The sequence below is a fragment of the Actinoallomurus sp. NBC_01490 genome (assembly GCF_036227085.1).
GTDB lineage: Bacteria > Actinomycetota > Actinomycetes > Streptosporangiales > Streptosporangiaceae > Actinoallomurus > Actinoallomurus oryzae.
Genome location: NZ_CP109433.1, coordinates 738,209 through 755,067, shown reverse-complemented (window position 1 = coordinate 755,067; position 16,859 = coordinate 738,209). Strand labels below are relative to the sequence as shown.

23 protein-coding genes are annotated in these 16,859 nt (G+C 69.1%); 10 read left to right on the top strand and 13 right to left on the bottom strand.

Features of this window, described 5'->3' with window-relative positions; all coding sequences use genetic code 11:
- Positions 1-608: 608 nt before the first annotated feature.
- Positions 609-1,229, bottom strand: coding sequence for a TetR/AcrR family transcriptional regulator (locus OG417_RS03950; protein ID WP_329249859.1), 621 nt, complete (start codon positions 1,227-1,229; stop codon positions 609-611).
- 59 nt (positions 1,230-1,288) lie between these two features.
- On the opposite strand from OG417_RS03950, the gene OG417_RS03945 reads away from it, so the two are divergent.
- From OG417_RS03945 to OG417_RS03935, 3 genes are all read left to right on the top strand, one after another.
- Entirely contained in the window at positions 1,289-2,458 is a 1,170-nt protein-coding gene (locus OG417_RS03945) for an FAD-dependent oxidoreductase (protein ID WP_329249856.1), read from the top strand.
- A 239-nt stretch (positions 2,459-2,697) separates the two neighbouring features.
- On the top strand, positions 2,698-2,862 hold the full coding sequence (locus tag OG417_RS03940; protein WP_329249853.1) for a hypothetical protein: 165 nt from the start codon (positions 2,698-2,700) through the stop codon (positions 2,860-2,862).
- A gap of 10 nt (positions 2,863-2,872) precedes the next feature.
- On the top strand, positions 2,873-3,193 hold the full coding sequence (locus OG417_RS03935; protein ID WP_329249851.1) for a hypothetical protein: 321 nt from the start codon (positions 2,873-2,875) through the stop codon (positions 3,191-3,193).
- Between the two features lie 116 nt (positions 3,194-3,309).
- Here OG417_RS03935 and OG417_RS03930 read toward each other — a convergent pair whose 3' ends face one another.
- From OG417_RS03930 to OG417_RS03920, 3 genes are all read right to left on the bottom strand, one after another.
- The gene (locus OG417_RS03930; RefSeq protein ID WP_329249848.1) at positions 3,310-3,849 is read right to left on the bottom strand and encodes an AAA family ATPase; all 540 of its coding nucleotides are present in this window, start codon (positions 3,847-3,849) and stop codon (positions 3,310-3,312) included.
- Positions 3,850-3,919: 70 nt separating this feature from the next.
- Entirely contained in the window at positions 3,920-4,303 is a 384-nt protein-coding gene (locus OG417_RS03925; protein WP_329249845.1) for a hypothetical protein, read from the bottom strand.
- A 99-nt stretch (positions 4,304-4,402) separates the two neighbouring features.
- A complete protein-coding gene (locus OG417_RS03920) occupies positions 4,403-5,332 on the bottom strand; it encodes an NADP-dependent oxidoreductase (RefSeq protein ID WP_329249843.1) in 930 nt (309 codons plus the stop codon).
- A 75-nt stretch (positions 5,333-5,407) separates the two neighbouring features.
- On the opposite strand from OG417_RS03920, the gene OG417_RS03915 reads away from it, so the two are divergent.
- Positions 5,408-5,788, top strand: a complete 381-nt coding sequence (locus tag OG417_RS03915) for a winged helix-turn-helix transcriptional regulator (protein ID WP_329249840.1) — start codon at positions 5,408-5,410, stop codon at positions 5,786-5,788.
- Between the two features lie 7 nt (positions 5,789-5,795).
- On the opposite strand, the gene OG417_RS03910 is transcribed toward OG417_RS03915, so the two are convergent.
- Together OG417_RS03910 and OG417_RS03905 are read right to left on the bottom strand one after the other, a co-directional pair.
- The gene (locus OG417_RS03910; RefSeq protein WP_329249838.1) at positions 5,796-6,254 is read right to left on the bottom strand and encodes an arsenate reductase ArsC; all 459 of its coding nucleotides are present in this window, start codon (positions 6,252-6,254) and stop codon (positions 5,796-5,798) included.
- 95 nt (positions 6,255-6,349) lie between these two features.
- A complete protein-coding gene (locus OG417_RS03905) occupies positions 6,350-6,727 on the bottom strand; it encodes an ArsR/SmtB family transcription factor (protein ID WP_329249835.1) in 378 nt (125 codons plus the stop codon).
- Positions 6,728-6,812: 85 nt separating this feature from the next.
- Between OG417_RS03905 and OG417_RS03900 the strand changes: the two genes are divergently transcribed.
- Positions 6,813-6,989, top strand: a complete 177-nt coding sequence (locus tag OG417_RS03900) for a hypothetical protein (RefSeq protein WP_329249833.1) — start codon at positions 6,813-6,815, stop codon at positions 6,987-6,989.
- Between the two features lie 22 nt (positions 6,990-7,011).
- On the top strand, positions 7,012-7,491 hold the full coding sequence (locus OG417_RS03895; protein ID WP_329249830.1) for an ArsI/CadI family heavy metal resistance metalloenzyme: 480 nt from the start codon (positions 7,012-7,014) through the stop codon (positions 7,489-7,491).
- A gap of 139 nt (positions 7,492-7,630) precedes the next feature.
- Here OG417_RS03895 and OG417_RS03890 read toward each other — a convergent pair whose 3' ends face one another.
- From OG417_RS03890 to OG417_RS03870, 5 genes are all read right to left on the bottom strand, one after another.
- Positions 7,631-8,044, bottom strand: a complete 414-nt coding sequence (locus OG417_RS03890; RefSeq protein ID WP_329249828.1) for a VOC family protein — start codon at positions 8,042-8,044, stop codon at positions 7,631-7,633.
- 85 nt (positions 8,045-8,129) lie between these two features.
- On the bottom strand, positions 8,130-8,552 hold the full coding sequence (locus tag OG417_RS03885; RefSeq protein WP_329249825.1) for a helix-turn-helix transcriptional regulator: 423 nt from the start codon (positions 8,550-8,552) through the stop codon (positions 8,130-8,132).
- Between the two features lie 136 nt (positions 8,553-8,688).
- Positions 8,689-9,858, bottom strand: a complete 1,170-nt coding sequence (locus OG417_RS03880) for an MFS transporter (protein WP_329249822.1) — start codon at positions 9,856-9,858, stop codon at positions 8,689-8,691.
- Positions 9,859-10,353: 495 nt separating this feature from the next.
- Complete coding sequence (locus tag OG417_RS03875) at positions 10,354-10,812, bottom strand: DUF4240 domain-containing protein (RefSeq protein WP_329262094.1); 459 nt, start codon at positions 10,810-10,812, stop codon at positions 10,354-10,356.
- An 81-nt stretch (positions 10,813-10,893) separates the two neighbouring features.
- Positions 10,894-11,343 carry a hypothetical protein gene (locus OG417_RS03870; protein WP_329249819.1) on the bottom strand — a complete coding sequence of 150 codons (450 nt, stop codon included), beginning with the start codon at positions 11,341-11,343 and terminating at the stop codon, positions 10,894-10,896.
- Between the two features lie 634 nt (positions 11,344-11,977).
- On the opposite strand from OG417_RS03870, the gene OG417_RS03865 reads away from it, so the two are divergent.
- From OG417_RS03865 to OG417_RS03850, 4 genes are all read left to right on the top strand, one after another.
- Entirely contained in the window at positions 11,978-12,670 is a 693-nt protein-coding gene (locus OG417_RS03865; RefSeq protein WP_329249816.1) for a maleylpyruvate isomerase family mycothiol-dependent enzyme, read from the top strand.
- Between the two features lie 142 nt (positions 12,671-12,812).
- The gene (locus OG417_RS03860; protein WP_329249813.1) at positions 12,813-13,913 is read left to right on the top strand and encodes a threonine aldolase family protein; all 1,101 of its coding nucleotides are present in this window, start codon (positions 12,813-12,815) and stop codon (positions 13,911-13,913) included.
- Positions 13,914-14,100: 187 nt separating this feature from the next.
- On the top strand, positions 14,101-14,574 hold the full coding sequence (locus OG417_RS03855; protein ID WP_329249810.1) for a hypothetical protein: 474 nt from the start codon (positions 14,101-14,103) through the stop codon (positions 14,572-14,574).
- Positions 14,571-15,116: a hypothetical protein gene (locus tag OG417_RS03850; RefSeq protein ID WP_329249807.1), complete on the top strand. Its 546-nt coding sequence runs from the start codon at positions 14,571-14,573 to the stop codon at positions 15,114-15,116. Before OG417_RS03855 ends, OG417_RS03850 begins: the two co-directional genes overlap by 4 nt.
- Positions 15,117-15,293: 177 nt before the next feature.
- On the opposite strand, the gene OG417_RS03845 is transcribed toward OG417_RS03850, so the two are convergent.
- Entirely contained in the window at positions 15,294-16,079 is a 786-nt protein-coding gene (locus tag OG417_RS03845) for a transglycosylase family protein (protein ID WP_329249804.1), read from the bottom strand.
- Positions 16,080-16,294: 215 nt separating this feature from the next.
- Positions 16,295-16,819 carry a hypothetical protein gene (locus OG417_RS03840; protein WP_329249801.1) on the bottom strand — a complete coding sequence of 175 codons (525 nt, stop codon included), beginning with the start codon at positions 16,817-16,819 and terminating at the stop codon, positions 16,295-16,297.
- Positions 16,820-16,859 lie beyond the last annotated feature (40 nt).

Sequence of the window (16,859 nt, the reverse complement as noted above, 5' to 3'; positions counted from 1 at the left end):
ATTAGTCACATGGCCGAGAGGAGGTCACGCGAACGGGTCGGGCAGTGCTCGGACGCCGCCCCGGTTCCCTGTCAGACTTGTGCCGTCGGCAGACTCGCGTTCGTTCGCCCGACGGGCGCTCCACTTCGTAAGCGCACGAACGCAGGTTGCTCCCCCCTGCTGCGTGTGCGGCAGCAGACCGCAGATCACCGTCGCGACGGTCCTTCTCGCAGCTCAGGGTGACGACCACTTACACCACAACGCGGGACGCCACCCAGCTCGGCACGATTCGTCCAGCCCGCGTACGTGCAATTAGCGTGCAACTAGCCAGGTAAACAGTGGACAATAAGGGTCGCTAGCGGGCAGCCGCGTCTGCAGGTCAGGGCCGCTGAAGGCCGGTTTCCATTTAATTCCCAAGCTGGTAGTGCGGGTTCGATTCCCGTCACCCGCTCACAGTGCCGACCCGGGGGGTGACCCCTGGAACCCCCGGTGTGAGGGGCTCCGCCCCCACGGGTTGTTGCCGGAGGAGGGCCTTTTTCTTATCAGCGCGAGATCGTTGAATTGCGCTGTATCACCATCAAAGGGGCGGCGGCCGTCCCGCGCTGAGCTCTAGCCGACCTTGACTGTTCTCACCGGTGACCGCTGTACCGATGCTCCCCAAGGCCGGGATCCTCATCGTGTACGCCACAGCCCTGCATGATGACCCGGACCATCTCCTGGACGACGTCCCTGCTGACGCTCCCTGGCGGCGAGGTGACCAGGGTGAACAGTGCGCTCGCGTACAACGCGATCAGAGTGGAGATCGTCGCGCGGGGGGTGGTGAGGCCGAGTTTGTCGTGGTGCCCGGCGGTGATCTGCAGCGCGGCGTCCTGCAGGCTCGCGAGCGCTGAGGCGAGCGCCGGCCGGCGGGTGGCCTCCAGTTGCAGTTCGAAGATCGCCAGATAGCGGTTGCGCAGGGTGGTCGCCGCGGTGAGCAGTGATTCCGTCAGCAGGTCGACCAGGGGCGCGGACTGCTCGGCGGCTTGGTCGGTGGCACGGTCGGTGTCGGCGTGATGGAGCTCGACGATGCGCTCCGCGGCGGCCACCAGCAGCGCTTCTCGGCTGCGGAAGTAGTTCGAGGCCGTTCCCGGCGGTAGGTCCGCTTCCCTCTCCACGGCGCGATGGGTCACTCCATGCACGCCCGCGGACGCCAGCAGCTCGATGGCGGCATCGGCCAGTGCTCGGCGACGGGCCGGATTCATGGGCGGCATGGGTCGATGATACCAATAGTCGTACTAGTACGATCGTATTGAATGGGCGAGGAGGTCCCATGAGGATCGTGGTGGTCGGCGCCGGGCTCGGAGGAGTTGCGGCCGCGGTGGGACTACATCGCACAGGCCACGAGGTGACACTGCTCGAACGGGCCGCCGAGCTGCGGGAAGCGGGCACCGGGATCGTGGTCATGCCCAACGGGCTTCGCGCGCTCGACGCGCTGGGACTGGCTGAGGACGTCCGCGGACACGATATGCAGGCCGTCCACGGGCACGATGCGCAGACCGTCCGCTGGGGACTGCGGGACCGGCTCGGACGGCCGCTGCTGGTCACCGACCTGGCCCGAGCGCAGCAGGTGGTCGGGATGCCCGCCATGATCGACCGGGCGGAACTGCACCGGGCGCTACGCGCCCCGTTGCCCGCCGACCTGGTGCGAACCACGACCCCGGTCGAGCGCCTGGAAACCGACCTCACCGGGGTGACCGTGATCAGTGATGGCGAGCCGATCGCGAGAGCGGACGCCGTGATCGCGGCCGACGGCATCGGCAGCAAGCTGCGCGGGCGGCTCTTCCCCGGTCACCCCGGGCTGCGGCGGACCGGCCGGATGGACCTGCGCGGCATGCTGCCCCGCCCTCCCGGCATGGCACCGGACCTGCTCGTCAGTCAGTTGGTCGACCGCCGCAGCGGCGCGATGTTCGGCCTGTTCCCGGTCGGCGAGGGCCGTCTGTACTGGTTCACCGACTCTCCCTTGGACGGCACGCCGCCCGACGCGGACGAGGCACGCCGGCAGATGCTGTCCCTGATGGCCGACTGGCATCCCGTCGTCACCGAGCTGATCGAGGCCACCCCGCCCGCCGACATCTACGTCGACCCGATCACCCGCCTGGCCGAACCCCTGCCCTCGTTCGCGGCCGGCAGGGTCGCGCTCCTCGGCGACGCCGCGCACGCCATGCCACCCGACCTCGGCCAGGGCGCCAGCCAGGCCTTCGAAGACGCCGCCGCGCTGACCCGCCACCTGATGGGCGCGAAACCGGCCGACGTCACCCAGCGGTTCCTGCGCTACGACGCCGAGCGCAGGCCCAGCGCCAACCGCATCCTGCGCGCGGCGTCCCGGCAATCACGGCTGACCTCCCAGACCGGCGCCACCGCGTGGCTACGCGACATGCTGCTCCGCGCCGTACCGTCCCGGCTGGCCGCCCGGCAACTCGCCGCCCTCTGGCACGCCTGATGCTCCATCTCAAGCCACCGGTTCCCCGCCGTCCGGCTTCGTCCCAGGGCAAGCCGACCAGCTCCCCGAAAGGTGGGCCGAAAACAGACGGGATTAACAGGCGAGGCGAACCGTGACGTACAGAGGCCCAGCACTTTACGGCGTGTCCCGACCGGACCAGTTCGTTAGAGCCCCGGGAAAAGCGTTCACTTGAGAAGCTTCAGGACGTCACGGACGACATCGTCAACGTCTTCGGGCGATTGCTGCCGCAGCTGTCGCGCTCGGCCGCGCCCCTTGAGCAAGCCGCCGTGACGAACATCGTCGATTGCCCGACGAACACCGTATTCGTGGCCCGCAACGACAAGGGGATCGTCGGGATGCTGACGCTGGTCATGTTCCCTGAGATGGGACGATCGCGTCAGTAGTCTCGGCTGCGTGAACAAGGCGATCTTTGACGAGGTCGCGGTGCTGTGGGCCGAACATCTCGGTGCGCCGTGGCCTGACGATCTTTACTGGGCGGACGACCGCGATGGCGACGTGGCCGAGATTGACGGTGCGATGGCTGGATGCGTCTCGGACTATGTGAAAAGCCGCGGTGCGGTGGATGAGGAGCGGTGCAGCCTCCTCCAAGAATGCGCTCGTGATCTTCGCAGGATGCTTCCCCGCCTGCGTGGCGAGGCCGCGATGTATGTCCGCCGCTTGATCCGGATGGCGGAGTTGATCGATCACGATGGCCGGTCAGCCTCTCAGGTGTGACCGCCACAGCGGGGAGTCAAGCGGCGTAACCGCCCATGCCCGTTGCATGCCCGTCAGAGCGGACGATCACGGTCGCGTACGGTCGGATCTTGTCTGCCGCATCCGCTTGCCGTCTCTTAAGCCTGGCGCAAGTCGGTCCTGGCCAGCACCTCGTCGGCCAGCTCAGCCGGGGTCAGCCGGTCCGAGCGCAGCATGAGCGTCCCGCCCGGCTGACGGGCCGCGGCGGCCACCATCTCATCCACGCCGGTCATGCCGAGTTCGCGGGCTGCCTGGTCCCACTCCTTGTCAGGGTGAGTCACGCGGGCATTGAGCCGCTCCCGGAGCACCCCGGCGTCCACCTCCAGGAAGACGTGCAGGACCTCCTCGCCCGCGTCGGCCAGGCCACCGAGGATCTCGGCCCGGTAGGGGTCGCGGATCAGCGACATGGGGACGATGAGCGTGTCCGCGTGGTGCCTGCGCAACGACAACGCCGTCGCGACGACCAGTTCCCGCCAGCTCGGCAGGTGCTGGAAATCGCCGTTGGGCGGCATCCACTTCCAGAGCATGATGCCGACGTCCTCCGGGTCATATACGACCGCGTCCGGCAGCCGCCGGTGCAACTCCTCCGCGAGCGTCGTCTTGCCCGCGCCGAACCCGCCGTTGATCCAGATGATCACCAGCACAAGCTATCCGGTTGTCTTGGGGCGCGGTAATGATGATCCCGGGGTCGAAGGCCGTGTCAGGTTCTCAGGACCCGGGCGACAGATCCGGCTCGGGAGGTGGGTGACACTCCGGCTTGATGGTCTGCCGTTCTTGGCCGGGATCATCGGCTGGGCTGTAGATGGTCAGATCACCGTTGGGCACCTCGATGTCGGCCTCGACGACGTGCTCGGCATCCCCGAAGTCGTTCGCAGGTGCGGCGGGATGGAAAAGCAGCATTGTCTCCACGACGTCGCTCCGATCTGTTCCGACTGCGATCGAGCGCGGCTGCACGCCGATGCGGTGGATTTGCACCGCATCGTGGGTCCATCCGGCGGGAGTGTTGAGGTCGTCTGCAGCGTGCGAGCGCATGCAGATAGAACTGGCTGTAATCAGCCAAGAGGGTGAAATGGTGGAGATCGGGCGATTCATGGAGCACCCGTAAACGTTACTGAGAGCGGTCGCCGGTGATCGCTCGTTCCTGTCCTCCCGGGACTACTCGCGGGAGCCAGGCCAGCGGTCCCGACGGGATCAGACGGTGAGGACGAGCTTGCCCTGGAGGTGACCGCCGTCGAGCAGCCGGTGTGCGTCGGCGACGCGCTCGAACGGGAACGTCTCCTGCACGTGGGCCCGGAGCCTGCCCTGTTCGACGAGTTCGACGAGGCCTCGTAGGGCGACCGGATCGGGGTCGACCGCGATGCCGCTGAAGCGCATGCCGGCCGCCTCGTACTTGGCGGCAAGCTCCGAATCCTCCTCGGCGACCGCCGTCACCAGGTGGCCACCTGGGCGGAGCACCGCGAGCGACCGCTCGACGGTGTCGCCGCCGATCGTGTCGAGCACGACGTCGATGTCGCGGACGGCCTCGGTGAAGTCGACCGCCGTGTAGTCGATCACCTCGTCGGCGCCGAGCCCCTCGACGAACTTCCGCTTGCTCCCGCCGGCGGTCGCGATCACGTGTGCGCCGAGTGCTTTCGCGATCTGGATCGCGACGTGGCCGACCCCGCCACCACCGCCGTGGACCAGGACGCGGTCGCCCTCGGTCACGCCGCCGAGGTCGACGAGGCCCTGCCACGCCGTCAGCCCGACGACCGGCAGTGCCGACGCCTCCACGTGCGAGAGCGACGCCGGCTTGCGTGCCAGGTGCAACGCCGGTGCCGACACGACCTCGGCGTACGCGCTCGCCGCCCGCGGGAACAGTGGCATCCCGAACACCTCGTCGCCAGGCCTGAACCGCCACGTCTGCGGCGCCTCCTCGACCACGCCGCTGATGTCCCAGCCGAGGATGAACGGTGGCCGGCCGATCAGCGGGAACTCGCCGGCGCGCAGGCGCGCCTCCAGCGGGTTCAGCCCGATCGCCTTGACGCGGACGAGAACCTCGGTCGGGAGGGGCTGGGGCTCGGGCGCGTCCACGATGGTGAGCACCTCGGGACCGCCGAGCGTCTGCTGGGTGATGACTCGCATGACTCTCCTGGCTTTGAAGGGGGGAGAGAACCCAGGCTAGGTTTCCGATAGGAACCAGCAGGTACCTTTGGCGCCATGAGCGGCTTCGGTCCCGGTGATCCCTTTCTCGCCGACTGTCCGGCGCGTCTGGCGGTCGAGCTCATCGCCGACAAGTGGACGGTGGTCGTGCTCTACGGCCTCAGCAAGGGCCCGGTACGCCATGGCGAGCTGATCGAGCTGATCGGCGGCATCTCCCGCAAGATGCTCACCCAGACGCTCCGACGGCTCCAGGCGCACGGGCTCGTCCGCCGCCACGCCTACGCCGAGGCGCCGCCCCGCGTCGAGTACGAGCTCACCCCGCTCGGGGCGACACTGATCGATCCGATCCACATGCTGACCGAGTGGGCGAGGGCGAACGGCGACGCAGTGCTCGATGCGCTCGGCGCCGATCCCGAACCGGTCGCCCATGGCGACTGAGGCTCCACTAGGGCACTGAGTACCCTCGGCCGCGCTCGCTCTGTTGCTGGCCGATGTCGTTTCCGGCGGGGACGAGCTCGTCGAGGAGTTCGCGGACGCGAGTGTCGATCTCGTCGCGGATGGGACGCACCTCATCGACGGTCTTGCCCGCGGGGTCGTCGAGTTGCCAGTCGAGGTAGCGCTTGCCGGGGAAGACGGGGCAGGCATCGCCGCAGCCCATGGTGACGACGACGTCGGCGGCCTGGACCGCTTCCGTGGTCAGGGGCTTGGGGAACTCTCTGGTCAGGTCGAGGCCGAGTTCCTCCATGACCGTGACGACGGCAGGGTTGATCGACTCGGCGGGGGCGGAGCCGGCGGAGCGTACGTGGACGCGTCCGGCGGCGTGGTGGTCGAGCAGGGCGGCGGCCATCTGAGAGCGGCCGGCGTTGTGGACGCAGACGAACAGAACCTCGGGAAGGTCAGGCACCAGGACTCCTTGAATGCGGCCGAAGCCGGTCGGCGACGAACCTGGGCAGACGGGCCCAGCACCGACGGCTAGCGGAGCGTGTTCGTCGTTCGTGGTCACGCCCGAACCAGGCCGGCGGCTTGGCGCGGCCCGAGGATCGCCGACAGCCGCTGCAACGTCTGTGGGTTGATCCAGTAGTAGACCCACGTACCGCGGCGCTCGGAGTCGATCAATCCGGCCTGTTTGAGGACCTTCAGGTGATGGCTGATCGTCGGAGCGGTCAGATCGAAGGCGCTGGTCAGGTCGCACACACATGCCTCACCGCCCTCGTGGCAGGCGATGAGCGACAGCAGCCGTAGCCGTACCGGGTCACCGATCGCCTTGAACAGCGGCGCCAGTTCGTCCGCCTCGATGGCGTTCAGCGGTTCGCATGCCAGCGGGGCGCAGCACGCCGCCTCGGACACGTCCACGACCGGCAGCTCTTGCTTAGACATGCTTCTAATTTGACATGCGTCTACGCAAGGGCGCAAACTGACCCCGCCACGCTGATTTGAAGTTCATCTAAACAGGAGGTGGACAGTGGCTCTTCCGCCCGCCCTGGCCCGCCGGATCGCCGCGCATAGCGCCGCCCCAGCACGCCGCGAGCACATCACGTTCAACGACTCCACCGGCGAGGTGTGCGACGCGTCGTGCCGCCGTACCGCTCGCCTGGACCGTACGACCGCTCTAGCCGCCGGCCTGGGCTATCGCATCTGAATCGCACCGAAGGGAACACCGCATGTCTCGCGTCCAACTCGCTCTGCGGGTCGCCGACCTGGACGGCTCCGTCGACTTCTACTCCAAGCTCTTCGGCGTCGAACCCGCCAAGCGCCGAGCCGGCTACGCCAACTTCGCCATCGCCGAGCCGCCCCTGAAGCTGGTCTTGATCGAAGGCGAGGCCGGCGAGGCGACGCGGATGGACCATCTGGGCGTCGAGGTCGAGGACACTGATCTCGTGACCGCCGCCACCCGGCGCCTGAAGGACGCCGGCCTGGCCACGTTCGAGGAGAACGACACCTCCTGCTGTTACGCGCTCCAGGACAAGGTGTGGGTCCACGGCCCCGGCCAGGAGCCGTGGGAGGTCTACACGGTCAAAGGCGACGCCGACACCCTGGAGAAGACCGAGGGCTCGGCCTGCTGCGCCGGCGGCGCGGCCGATGACACCGATGGCGAGAAGGTGACCGTCTCCGCCGATGCCTCATCCGGCGGCTGCTGCTGACGGGAGCCGGGGGGCGTGGCCATCGCGAGTTGCGGTGACTCACGCCCTCCATGCCCGTCCTGCCGCTCAGGATCCCCCGACCGGCCCGCGGCTCGGGCGGGCCGGAAGCCATCTTCCCCGTTGTCCTGCTCGCTGCGTGCTAACCGAGTTGAGCCAGGCGGATCTGATTGCCGGACGGGTCGCGGAAGGAGGTGTCCATGCCGTACGGCTGCTCGACGGGCTCCTCGACGAACTCGACTCCCCGGCCGAGGAGTTCTTTGTACGTCGTTTGAATGTCGTCGGTGGTCAGGAAGACGGTTCCACCGAAGCCCTTGGCCATGAGGTCGCGTACCTGATCGGCGGTTTCGGGGTCCATGACCGGCGCGCCGGGAATCGCCATCAGCGAGATGGCGACCTCGGGCTGGCCGACCGGGCCGACGGCGAGCCAGCGGAAGCCGCCCATCTCGGCCATGGTCACGTCGGCGCGCACCTCCATGCCGAGTTTGCGGGTGTAGAACTCGAGCGCCGCTTCCTGGTCGTGCACCCAAAGCTGCACGGTGCTGATCTTGATCATCGGGAGTTCTCCCAACTAGCAGGGGCTTTTGCCGCGTTCAAAGCTAGCCAGGCGGCAACACGGCGTCTTCTCGAAACGTCCGGTTTCACCGTGAGGTCGGTCGGCGCGGGTCGGTCGGGGCGTTACGAGGGCGCCCGAACACCCGCAGGACGCACGCCGGGACCATCGCGTACGTGGCGGCGGGCGGGAACGTCGCGCGATAGGCCGTCGGTGACATCCCGTACGTGCGGGTGAAGCTGGTGGTGAACGAGCCGATACTCCGCAGGCCGACGGACACGCAGATGTCGGCGACCGACCGGTCCGTGGTGCGCAGCAGTGCCGCGGCGCGTTCGAGGCGGCGGGTCAGCAGGTACGCGTGCGGGGACTCACCGAACGCCCGGCGGAACTCCTGGCTGAAGTGGGCGCGCGACAGCCCGGCGGCGCGGGCGAGGTCCACGACGGTCAACTCCTCGAAGTACCGCGCGTCGACCAGATCCTTGGCGCGCAGCAGGTGGCGCGTCGGCGGCACGGAGCCCATGAGACCCCAGTATCGCCGGTTCACGCGCTGGCCAAGCCTCTCGACCGTCTCCCGCCGCGTCACCGGCCACTGACAGGACGGCGTACGGATCACCGGCGGCGTTTCAGCTGGCACGCGGTGACGGGTGTCACCGGGACGGCGGAGTCTGTCCGGCCAGAACCGTACGCTCCTGTGAGGAGGCCGGGCTGGGGACGGTCAGCCGGCTGAGCCCGAGCAGGGAGGCGAGCAGGGCCGCGGCGGCGCAGGCGGCGGCGAAGACGTATCCCCAGCGGGCGCCGGCCGTGTCGATGATCTGTCCGGCGGCGGCCGAGCCTGCCGCGGTGCCGACCGAGATCGCCGAGGTGAGCCAGGCCATGCCTTCGGTCTGCCGACTCGGCGGCGCCTGTCGCTCGATGAGGCTGAAGCAGGTGATCAGCATCGGTGACAGAGCCAGCCCGGAGAAGAGCATCGCGACGGCGAGGACGCCCAGCCCGGGCATCGCCCAGAACGTGGCCGTTCCCGCCGCCGCCGCGCTCAGGGCCAGTATGAGGCGGCGCCGTAGCGGGGCACGCCAGGTCCGCGCCCCGTACCACAGTCCGCCGACCGCACTGCCCAGTGCGTAGCCGCCGAGGACGAGGCCGGCCAGCGGCTTGTGCCCGTTCTGTTGCGCGAAGTCCACGGTGGCCAGGTCGATCGCGGCGAGCACCGCGCCGAAGAACAGGCCGACCGGCGCCAGCGTGACCAGGCCCCGCGCGGGAAGCAGCCGGCCGCGGTCACCGCGGCCCACACCCACCGGGCCCGCAGGAGGCTCGGTGGCGCGCTGCGCGGCCAGCAGCAGCGAGCCGGCCACGCACGTCACCGCCGCCACCACCAGCCCCGCCGCGGGATAGACCCCGGTGGCCAGCAGGGTGACCAGCACCGGACCGGCCACGAAGATCACCTCGTCGGCCACCGACTCCAGCGAGAACGCGGCCTGTAGCAACGGCGAGCCACCCAGCTGCGCGCTCCACCGGGCCCGTACCATCGAGCCGATCTGGGGCGTGGCGGCCCCGGCGAGCCCACTACAGGCGATCAGCGCCCAGCCCGGCGCGCGCAGTTCCGCACAGCCGATGAGGCCGACCGTCGACGCCGCGTACACCAGCACGAACGGCGGCAGCACCCGGCCCTGGCCGAACCGGTCGGCCAGCCGAGCAGCCAGCGGTGACACCAGCGCATAGCCGCCTGACCCGGCTGCGGCCACCGCACCCGCCAGCCCGTACCGGTCAGTGATCGACGCGACCAGCAGCACGGTGCCCAGGCCGGTCATGGCGATCTGCATCCGCCCTACCAGCCCCGCCACGCAGAACCGCAGCGCACCCGGGCCGGCCAGCGCCCTCAGATATGAGCTTCCGCTCCGCATGATCTCCGCCCGCCTCGCCCCGAAGTACGACTGTCCTCAGTGGAGATAGCGCAGGCGCGGAACGGGACTCAACTCATTTAGGTGCTCGGACACGACGCATGGCCAGGGATGATGACCGATCGCATCCGGCCGGTCACCAGAAGTCGTGCCTGTGGTGCTGTCCGCCGTGCCGATGAGGCGGCCCGCTTGCAGCGGTCGCGTGGGCGGCCAGATCATCCGTAAGCTCGGGATCCATCTCGAGGCCCGCGAAGCGAATCGAAAGGACCGTATCCCCAAGCACCCACGGCAACTCCAGCAGTCGTCCGACTTCACACGACGAAGACGCCACCGCATGCCCTGGAGGTCGATCAGCGGCTGAGGCGGGAAAGCGAGTCGCGCCGCCGACGTCTCAGGCACGGCCCAGCAGACGAGACATCAAGGGCGACGGTTCTCGGCTCGCGCGAAAAGGGCATGCAACCGGGGAAGCCGCAGCGGGATCAGCGCAGTATCTTCGGGGCCGCCGAATCGTCCCGACCAGGGCTCGACCTCGCCGCTGGTGGCCGGAGGAACGTCCAATGCCTCCCAGAACTCGTCCACATCGTCAGTGCGGCGTTCGTACGCCCGGGACGCGGCGAACTGGATCGCCTCGCTCGACAGAGTGAACCGATCGATCTTCCCGGCCGCGATCAGTCGGACTATCGGATGGTCCGCGATCACGTCAGGGTCAGCAACGACCTGCTCGAACGCATCCTGTCCCAAGCCGACCAGGCTCGCCTGGAAATCGCTGAGGCTGTCGTCCGAGACGTAGTCACAGATGAGGAAGGCGGCCGCGCACACCCGCCACTGGTGCGCGTGCGATGCGGTCTCGGAATAGCAGTGGTGGAAGTGAGAGATCTCGCTATCAGCGTTCGGCAGTGCTTGACACAGGGGTAGCAGGCCACCGCATCATGGCCTGTCTCGGGTGCCTGTCAGAAGTCACGCCGACATGTGCCGGACGAACACCTCGAGGAAATACAGGGCCACGGCGCTTCCGCCGATCGCGACGGCCGGGGTCGCCCAGGCCGCGGTGCGAGAGCGCCGGGCCATCAGGCCGAAGATCACGATCAGTGTCCCCGTCGACCACCAGGCGATGTCACTGTGCAGCCGGGCCGCGTCGGCCCTGACCAGGCAGGCGTGGTCCAGCCGCTGACCGGCGTAGGCGCACAGCTGCGCCGAGGACGGGTCGTACGGCAGGCTTCCGGGAGACGTCTGGTACATCAGCCAGACCACCAAGCCGACGGCGACGCCGATCAGATGCAGGCGACTCAGCCTGATCCCCAGTCTGCGCCCCACCCACCACTCATAGGCCGCGATCGCCGCGAAGACGACCACCCATCCGCCGACCACGACCGTCATCACCCACGGGCGGCTCCGATGCGTCACCATCGCAGCGATGATCACGGCGAAAAGGCCCCCGACGGACACGACACCCGCCTGGCAGGACGCCCACCATGAACGCGCCATACGCGGTAACGGCGTGTGGACATCCGCCGCTAGGAAGGAATTTCCGGTGGCACGCATACGGTTCCCCTGTCCGACTTGATGCCCTTAGCAAATACCCCGCAGCGCACCACTTGCCACACACTGCCCGATTTCGGACGCCTTATCTGTGAAACACGTGCTCGTCGAACTTCGCCAGAGCGCTCCGGCCAGGGACAATGGCTAACTGGGTCCAGTCGGTCACTTATGGTTGCGTTCTGGCACGTACCCTGCGGGAGCAGCTGGACTGTTGCGATCAACCTAGCCGGGAACCCGGGCGTGGCGGTGTTCACGCAGGAACGAGTGAAACCCATCAGGCTGTGGGCGGGCCTGAGCGGCGTCGGAATGGCCGCCGGTCCGGTGGCAGGCGGCATCCTCACCGACACGATGACGTACGGCATCGCCGCTCACGCGGCATTCCCATCAGGGCGGCGACCTCTCGCCAGGCGTTCAGGTGTCCGCGGGACTCCGAACGCTCGAAGGCGTGTGGACGGCCCGGCTCCCGGCACTGAGAGATCCAGGAGGCGTACATTTCCCACTCATGGATGCCCCGGCCTTCCTCACTCACCTGCGCCGCGAGCTGACCGTCTTCGCGGCGTGCCTGAACGGCGACCTGTCCGCGCCGGTCGAGCACTGCGGCGACTGGACGCTGCACGACCTCGCGGAGCACCTGGGCCGCGGCAACCTCTGGGCCGCTGCGGCGGTGACCGAGCAGCACAGCCACTACGAGGCCCCTCCCGCGCCGCGGGACCGCGCTGAGCTGGCGCGTTGGTTCGACGCTGCGTCCGTCACCCTGCTCGACGCCCTCGACCGCGCCCCGTCCACACCGGCTTGGACGTTCTGGCCCCCGCACACGGTCGGTTTTTGGCAGCGACGGCGCTGCCACGAGGCCCTGATCCACCGCTGGGATGCCGAGCACGCGCTCGGCCTCGCGTCCTCTCTCGACACCGGCCTCGCGGCCGACGGCGTGGCAGAGGTCTTCGACACGATCGCGCCTCGACAGATCGAGCGCGGCCGTGCCACGCCTCCCCGGCATGCGATCCGCGTGCTCGCGACCGATACACCCACCGACCTCACATACGGCCCGGGGCAGCCGGTCGCCACGATCAGCGGCACCGCGGTCGACCTGCTGCTCCTCCTGTGGGGTCGGCTCACCCCCGACGACGCGGTGATCGAGTGGCGAGGAGACCGCGCCGCGGCGCTGTCGATCCTGGACGGTCCACTGGTCGCCTGACGCGCGGAACGGCACCTGCCCGGCAGGCCCCCGACAACCCACCCGGCCACAGGCCGAACGCGCCCGATCCGGCCCGAACCGAGACCGGCTACCGGAGAAAACCCGTTGGTCCGGCGTCACGCCGCCGTGCGATGATCCGCCGATGTCCGACAACACTCGACAGCGTCGCCTGGCCGCGCTGTCGGCCTGCGACCGAATCCTGTCCGGCACCCGGCCTGCGACGATGCGGGACAGGCTCGCGGACATGGAGGCGGGCGGTGACCTGGACGGCCGACCCGACTTCTACGGCGACGGCCCAGTGACCACGCTGGAGGAACGCGTGGCAGACCTCCTGGGGACCGAGGCCGCCGTCTTCTTCCCCACCGGCACGATGGCCCAGCAGGTCGCGCTTCGCTACGGCGCCGACCGCACCGGGCGGTCGACGGTCGCCCTTCACCCGCTCGGCCACCAGGAGATGCACGAACGGCACGCCTACGCCCAGGTGAGCGGTCTGCACAGCGTCTGGCCGACCACCGCGCCCCGTAACCCCACGGCCGACGAGATCACCGAACTCGGCGAACCGGTGAGCACCGTCGTCATCGAACTCCCGCTGCGCGACGCCGGCTTCGTCCTGCCCACCTGGGATGAGCTCACCGCAGTGTCCGCCGCGGCACGCGCCATCGGCGCACGCCTTCACTTCGACGGCGCCCGGATCTGGGACTCCACTCCCCACCTCGGACACTCCCTCAGCGAGATCGCGAGCCTCGCCGACAGCACCTACGTCTCCTTCTACAAGACACTCGGCGGCATCAGCGGTGCGGCGCTCACGGGCACCGCGGAACTCGCCTCGTACGCCCGGGTCTGGCGGCACCGTTACGGCGGCGACGTGTTCCAGCAGTGGCCCGCGGCCCTGACCGCACTCGCCGGGCTCGACCGCGAACTGCCACGCATCCCCGACTATGTACGGCACGCGCGCACCGTCGCCGCGGCCCTGTCCGCGCTACCCGGCGCACGAGTCAGCCCGGAACCACCGCACACGCATCGGTTCCGTCTCTGGCTGCCCTACCCGGCACAGGCGCTCAACGACGCGGCGCTCGCGCTCGCCGAAGAGGAGAAGGTGTGGTTCGCCGCCGGATGGCAGGACACCGATGTACCGCGCATCGCGATGACCGAGATCACCGTTGCCGCCCCTGCCCTGGAGTGGACCACCGAGGAGATCGCCGAAGTCGCCGAACGTCTCGTCAGCCGAGCCGCCGTACACTGACCGGGTTCAAGGTCCACCGTAAGGTGGGCCGCTGTGCGGAGCGATGTCCTGGCCTTCCTCGAGACGGCACGGTTCGACGACCTCCGCCGACCCACCGATGAGGGGCGGCCAGATCGTCCGTAAGCTCGGGACCCACCTCTTCGGCCCGACGGCCCGCCGTACGACGGCTCCGCGACGCCGGTCGGCGATGGCAGCCCCGATGCTGGTGACGCTGTTGGCGGTCGCCGCGTGCGAGGGCACACCCGTACGCCCTTCCTCCCCGGATGCCGGCAAAGCTCATTACGTGCTGGCCGTACGGTCGCCCGGCAGCTCCATCTGCGGCGACGGCGTCACCCAGTTGCTGACCACCTCGGGGAAGCAGGTCGCACGGGTGGGACGTCCCGCCGGCATCTGCAACTGGAGCACGGTGACGGCCGGCGTCTCGCCCGGACGGCCGTCCCGAATCTTCTTCCTCAGGGGGCTGACGACCGACCGGGCCCACATGCGCCTCTACCGGATGCGCATCGACGAACACGGAAAGATCGTTGAACTGGCGCCGGTCCCCGGCATGACCTCGGCCGACGACGCGATCGACGATATCGCCGTCACTCCGGACGGCGCCCGGTTCGCCTTCCCCACGAGCCGCCCCGTCAAGAGCGGTATGGCCTACGGGGTGGTATGACCAGCGCCACCGGACGGCCGAGGACGACCCTCTGGGCGGGCAGCGGCTGGAGTCCCCTGGTCGGCCTCTCCTGGGCGGCGGACGGGCGCACGCTACAGATCGCGCAGCGCGCGAACCCGGGCATCCGCGTGGTCGACACCGGCACCGCACACGACCTTGCCCAAGACAGCCGCCTGGTGGTGCCGGGGTCAGGATGGTACGGCGACGTGGACGGTGAGGCGGGGAGGCTGAGCACCGACGGAACGCAGACGTACTTCATCACCCACGACCACCCGCGGGCGATCGATCGCGTGATGGCGGCGCCGGTCTCCGGAGGAGGCGCCGCTCGCGTCCTGTTCGAGAGGAGCTACCGGCCGGCGTACGTGGCCGGCAAGCCCCCGAAGCCGGCGAACCTTCTGGGCGACGCGATCTGCCGCGAGGGCGACGGCGCACACCTGCTGGTGGCGGGCAAGGATCGGTCCTTCCGCATCACGATCGCCACCCACGCCGTCGAAACCCTGTCTCTGAGCTTCACCGGCACGCAAGAGGAACTGGCCTGCTGATCTTCGCACGATCAGTTGTTCGGCCGACGATGGACTGCGGGGCGATAGGCGTAGAACATGGCGCCCTGCTCGAGGTCGTGCCAGGCGGTCGCGCAAAGGGTGCCGGTCTTGCTGGAGGGACGACCCGCGAACGCGCTTCAAGTCGTACGCGCGCAGAACCGCCGCAGGGCGCCTGAGTCAGCTGAAGAGGTAGTGGCCGCAGTTGGGCCACTGGCCCTGCCAGCGGCCGCCCACCCTGTTGTACAGGAGCTGGGCGCGGTAGGTCTGCTCGGCCGCGGAGGCCTGGCTCGGCAGGCCCGAGCCGCCGACCGTCGCCCACGACTGCCGGTTGAACTGGTACAGCCCGTAGTAACCGGCCGGGTTGACCGCGCGGGGATTGCCGCCCGACTCGCACTTCGCCAGAGCGCTCCAGTTGAGCCGGGCCGCGGAGCCGGCGCCCGTCGGCTGCGGGCCGACGGCGACGATCTGCGACACCGCCTTACGCTTGATCTTCTGGGCGATGACGGCCTTGACCTTCTTGCCGTGTCGCCGGACGTACGCGACCTGGACCTGCTTGAGGCCGGAGCGGCCCTTCCGCAGCACCTTCTGACTGTAGGCGGGGACCTTCGAGCTCTTCTTCCGCACGATCGGCGGCGGGATCTTGACCATCTTGGTCACCGGGTCGGACAGCAGCCGGAGGACCTTGACGGTCGCGGCCGGTGCCGCGTCGGCGGGCGGGGTCACCAGGTCGTGCGGGCCGAGCTGTACGCCGACCTGGGCGAGCACCGCGCGTACGGTCCCGGCCGTGGTCATGGTCTCGGCGGTCTTCTTGTGGTCGACGACCACGACGACCTTCCGCGGCGTGGGCGTGGGCGTGGCCCGGGGCGCGTCCGCGGCCCTCGCGTCGTCCGCCTTCGACGATCCGCATCCGGACACGACGACCGCGAGCATCGCGAGACCGGTGATGACCGCGGAAAGGCGCACGACTCCTCCGTTGTATCGGCAGCCCCCCGCGTACCGGCTAGCACACTAGCGGAGCAAATGACGCCTTTCGCGGCGAACACGAAACTTCCCCACCGTCCCGGCGGGACGACGCCGCGTCGCGATCGCCTTGAACGAGGCCATGGACGGCGGTTTCGGCCGTTTCTGCCATCAGCGGGGCCACGCGCCGTCGGTCTTCGCGCTGCGCTGTCGCGGCCCTACTTGCGGCGTTTCTTCTCCGGCCATTCCAAGACCAGCTTCTCGCCCGGTGCGAGTGCCGCCCAGAAACGGGCCTTCTCCCGGAGCTCCTCGGCCGCCGCGATGACCTTCGCCTCGTCGACCCGTGTGTCGGGGAGGGTGGAGAGCGCTTCTTCCGCGACCCGGGCGACCTGGTCGGCGCTGGTGATCCGCTCGTCCGCGACGCGTTGTACGAGGCCGGCCATGAGCTCCGCGCGCTGCAGCCGGTCGGAGCGGGCCCTGATGGCCTGCTCGGAGCGCCGCTGCGCATGGGGCGGGCGGCGGCCGTCGAGGTGATCCATGCTGTCGAACACCGCGCCCGCGGCGACCGCTCCCCAGAAGCCGCCGTCCTCCGCCGTACCGCGCTCCACGATGAAGTGGACCGCGTCATGCGGAAGTGAGGGCCCGGCCACCCCCTCGCGCACGCGGTAGCGGACACCGTCCGAGCGCTCGACGATGCTGTAGGAACGTGCGCCGTCGGTCAGGCGGGGAAATGTCACACGCATCGGTCCATCGTGGCATCGCCCGCAACCGGTTTTCCGCGGC

Bases quoted from the DNA above. Each gene is read 5' to 3' on its own strand.
- OG417_RS03920 (WP_329249843.1), bottom strand. From the start codon at position 5,332: ATGCGAGTCATCACCCAGCAGACGCTCGGCGGTCCCGAGGTGCTCACC.
- OG417_RS03925 (WP_329249845.1), bottom strand. From the start codon at position 4,303: ATGAATCGCCCGATCTCCACCATTTCACCCTCTTGGCTGATTACAGCC.
- OG417_RS03905 (WP_329249835.1), bottom strand. From the start codon at position 6,727: ATGTCTAAGCAAGAGCTGCCGGTCGTGGACGTGTCCGAGGCGGCGTGC.
- OG417_RS03860 (WP_329249813.1), top strand. From the start codon at position 12,813: ATGTCCGACAACACTCGACAGCGTCGCCTGGCCGCGCTGTCGGCCTGC.
- OG417_RS03850 (WP_329249807.1), top strand. From the start codon at position 14,571: ATGACCAGCGCCACCGGACGGCCGAGGACGACCCTCTGGGCGGGCAGC.
- OG417_RS03890 (WP_329249828.1), bottom strand. From the start codon at position 8,044: ATGATCAAGATCAGCACCGTGCAGCTTTGGGTGCACGACCAGGAAGCG.
- OG417_RS03895 (WP_329249830.1), top strand. From the start codon at position 7,012: ATGTCTCGCGTCCAACTCGCTCTGCGGGTCGCCGACCTGGACGGCTCC.
- OG417_RS03945 (WP_329249856.1), top strand. From the start codon at position 1,289: ATGAGGATCGTGGTGGTCGGCGCCGGGCTCGGAGGAGTTGCGGCCGCG.
- OG417_RS03880 (WP_329249822.1), bottom strand. From the start codon at position 9,858: ATGCAGATCGCCATGACCGGCCTGGGCACCGTGCTGCTGGTCGCGTCG.
- OG417_RS03865 (WP_329249816.1), top strand. From the start codon at position 11,978: ATGGATGCCCCGGCCTTCCTCACTCACCTGCGCCGCGAGCTGACCGTC.
- OG417_RS03855 (WP_329249810.1), top strand. From the start codon at position 14,101: ATGGCAGCCCCGATGCTGGTGACGCTGTTGGCGGTCGCCGCGTGCGAG.
- OG417_RS03840 (WP_329249801.1), bottom strand. From the start codon at position 16,819: ATGCGTGTGACATTTCCCCGCCTGACCGACGGCGCACGTTCCTACAGC.
- OG417_RS03915 (WP_329249840.1), top strand. From the start codon at position 5,408: ATGAGCGGCTTCGGTCCCGGTGATCCCTTTCTCGCCGACTGTCCGGCG.
- OG417_RS03870 (WP_329249819.1), bottom strand. From the start codon at position 11,343: ATGGTGACGCATCGGAGCCGCCCGTGGGTGATGACGGTCGTGGTCGGC.
- OG417_RS03950 (WP_329249859.1), bottom strand. From the start codon at position 1,229: ATGCCGCCCATGAATCCGGCCCGTCGCCGAGCACTGGCCGATGCCGCC.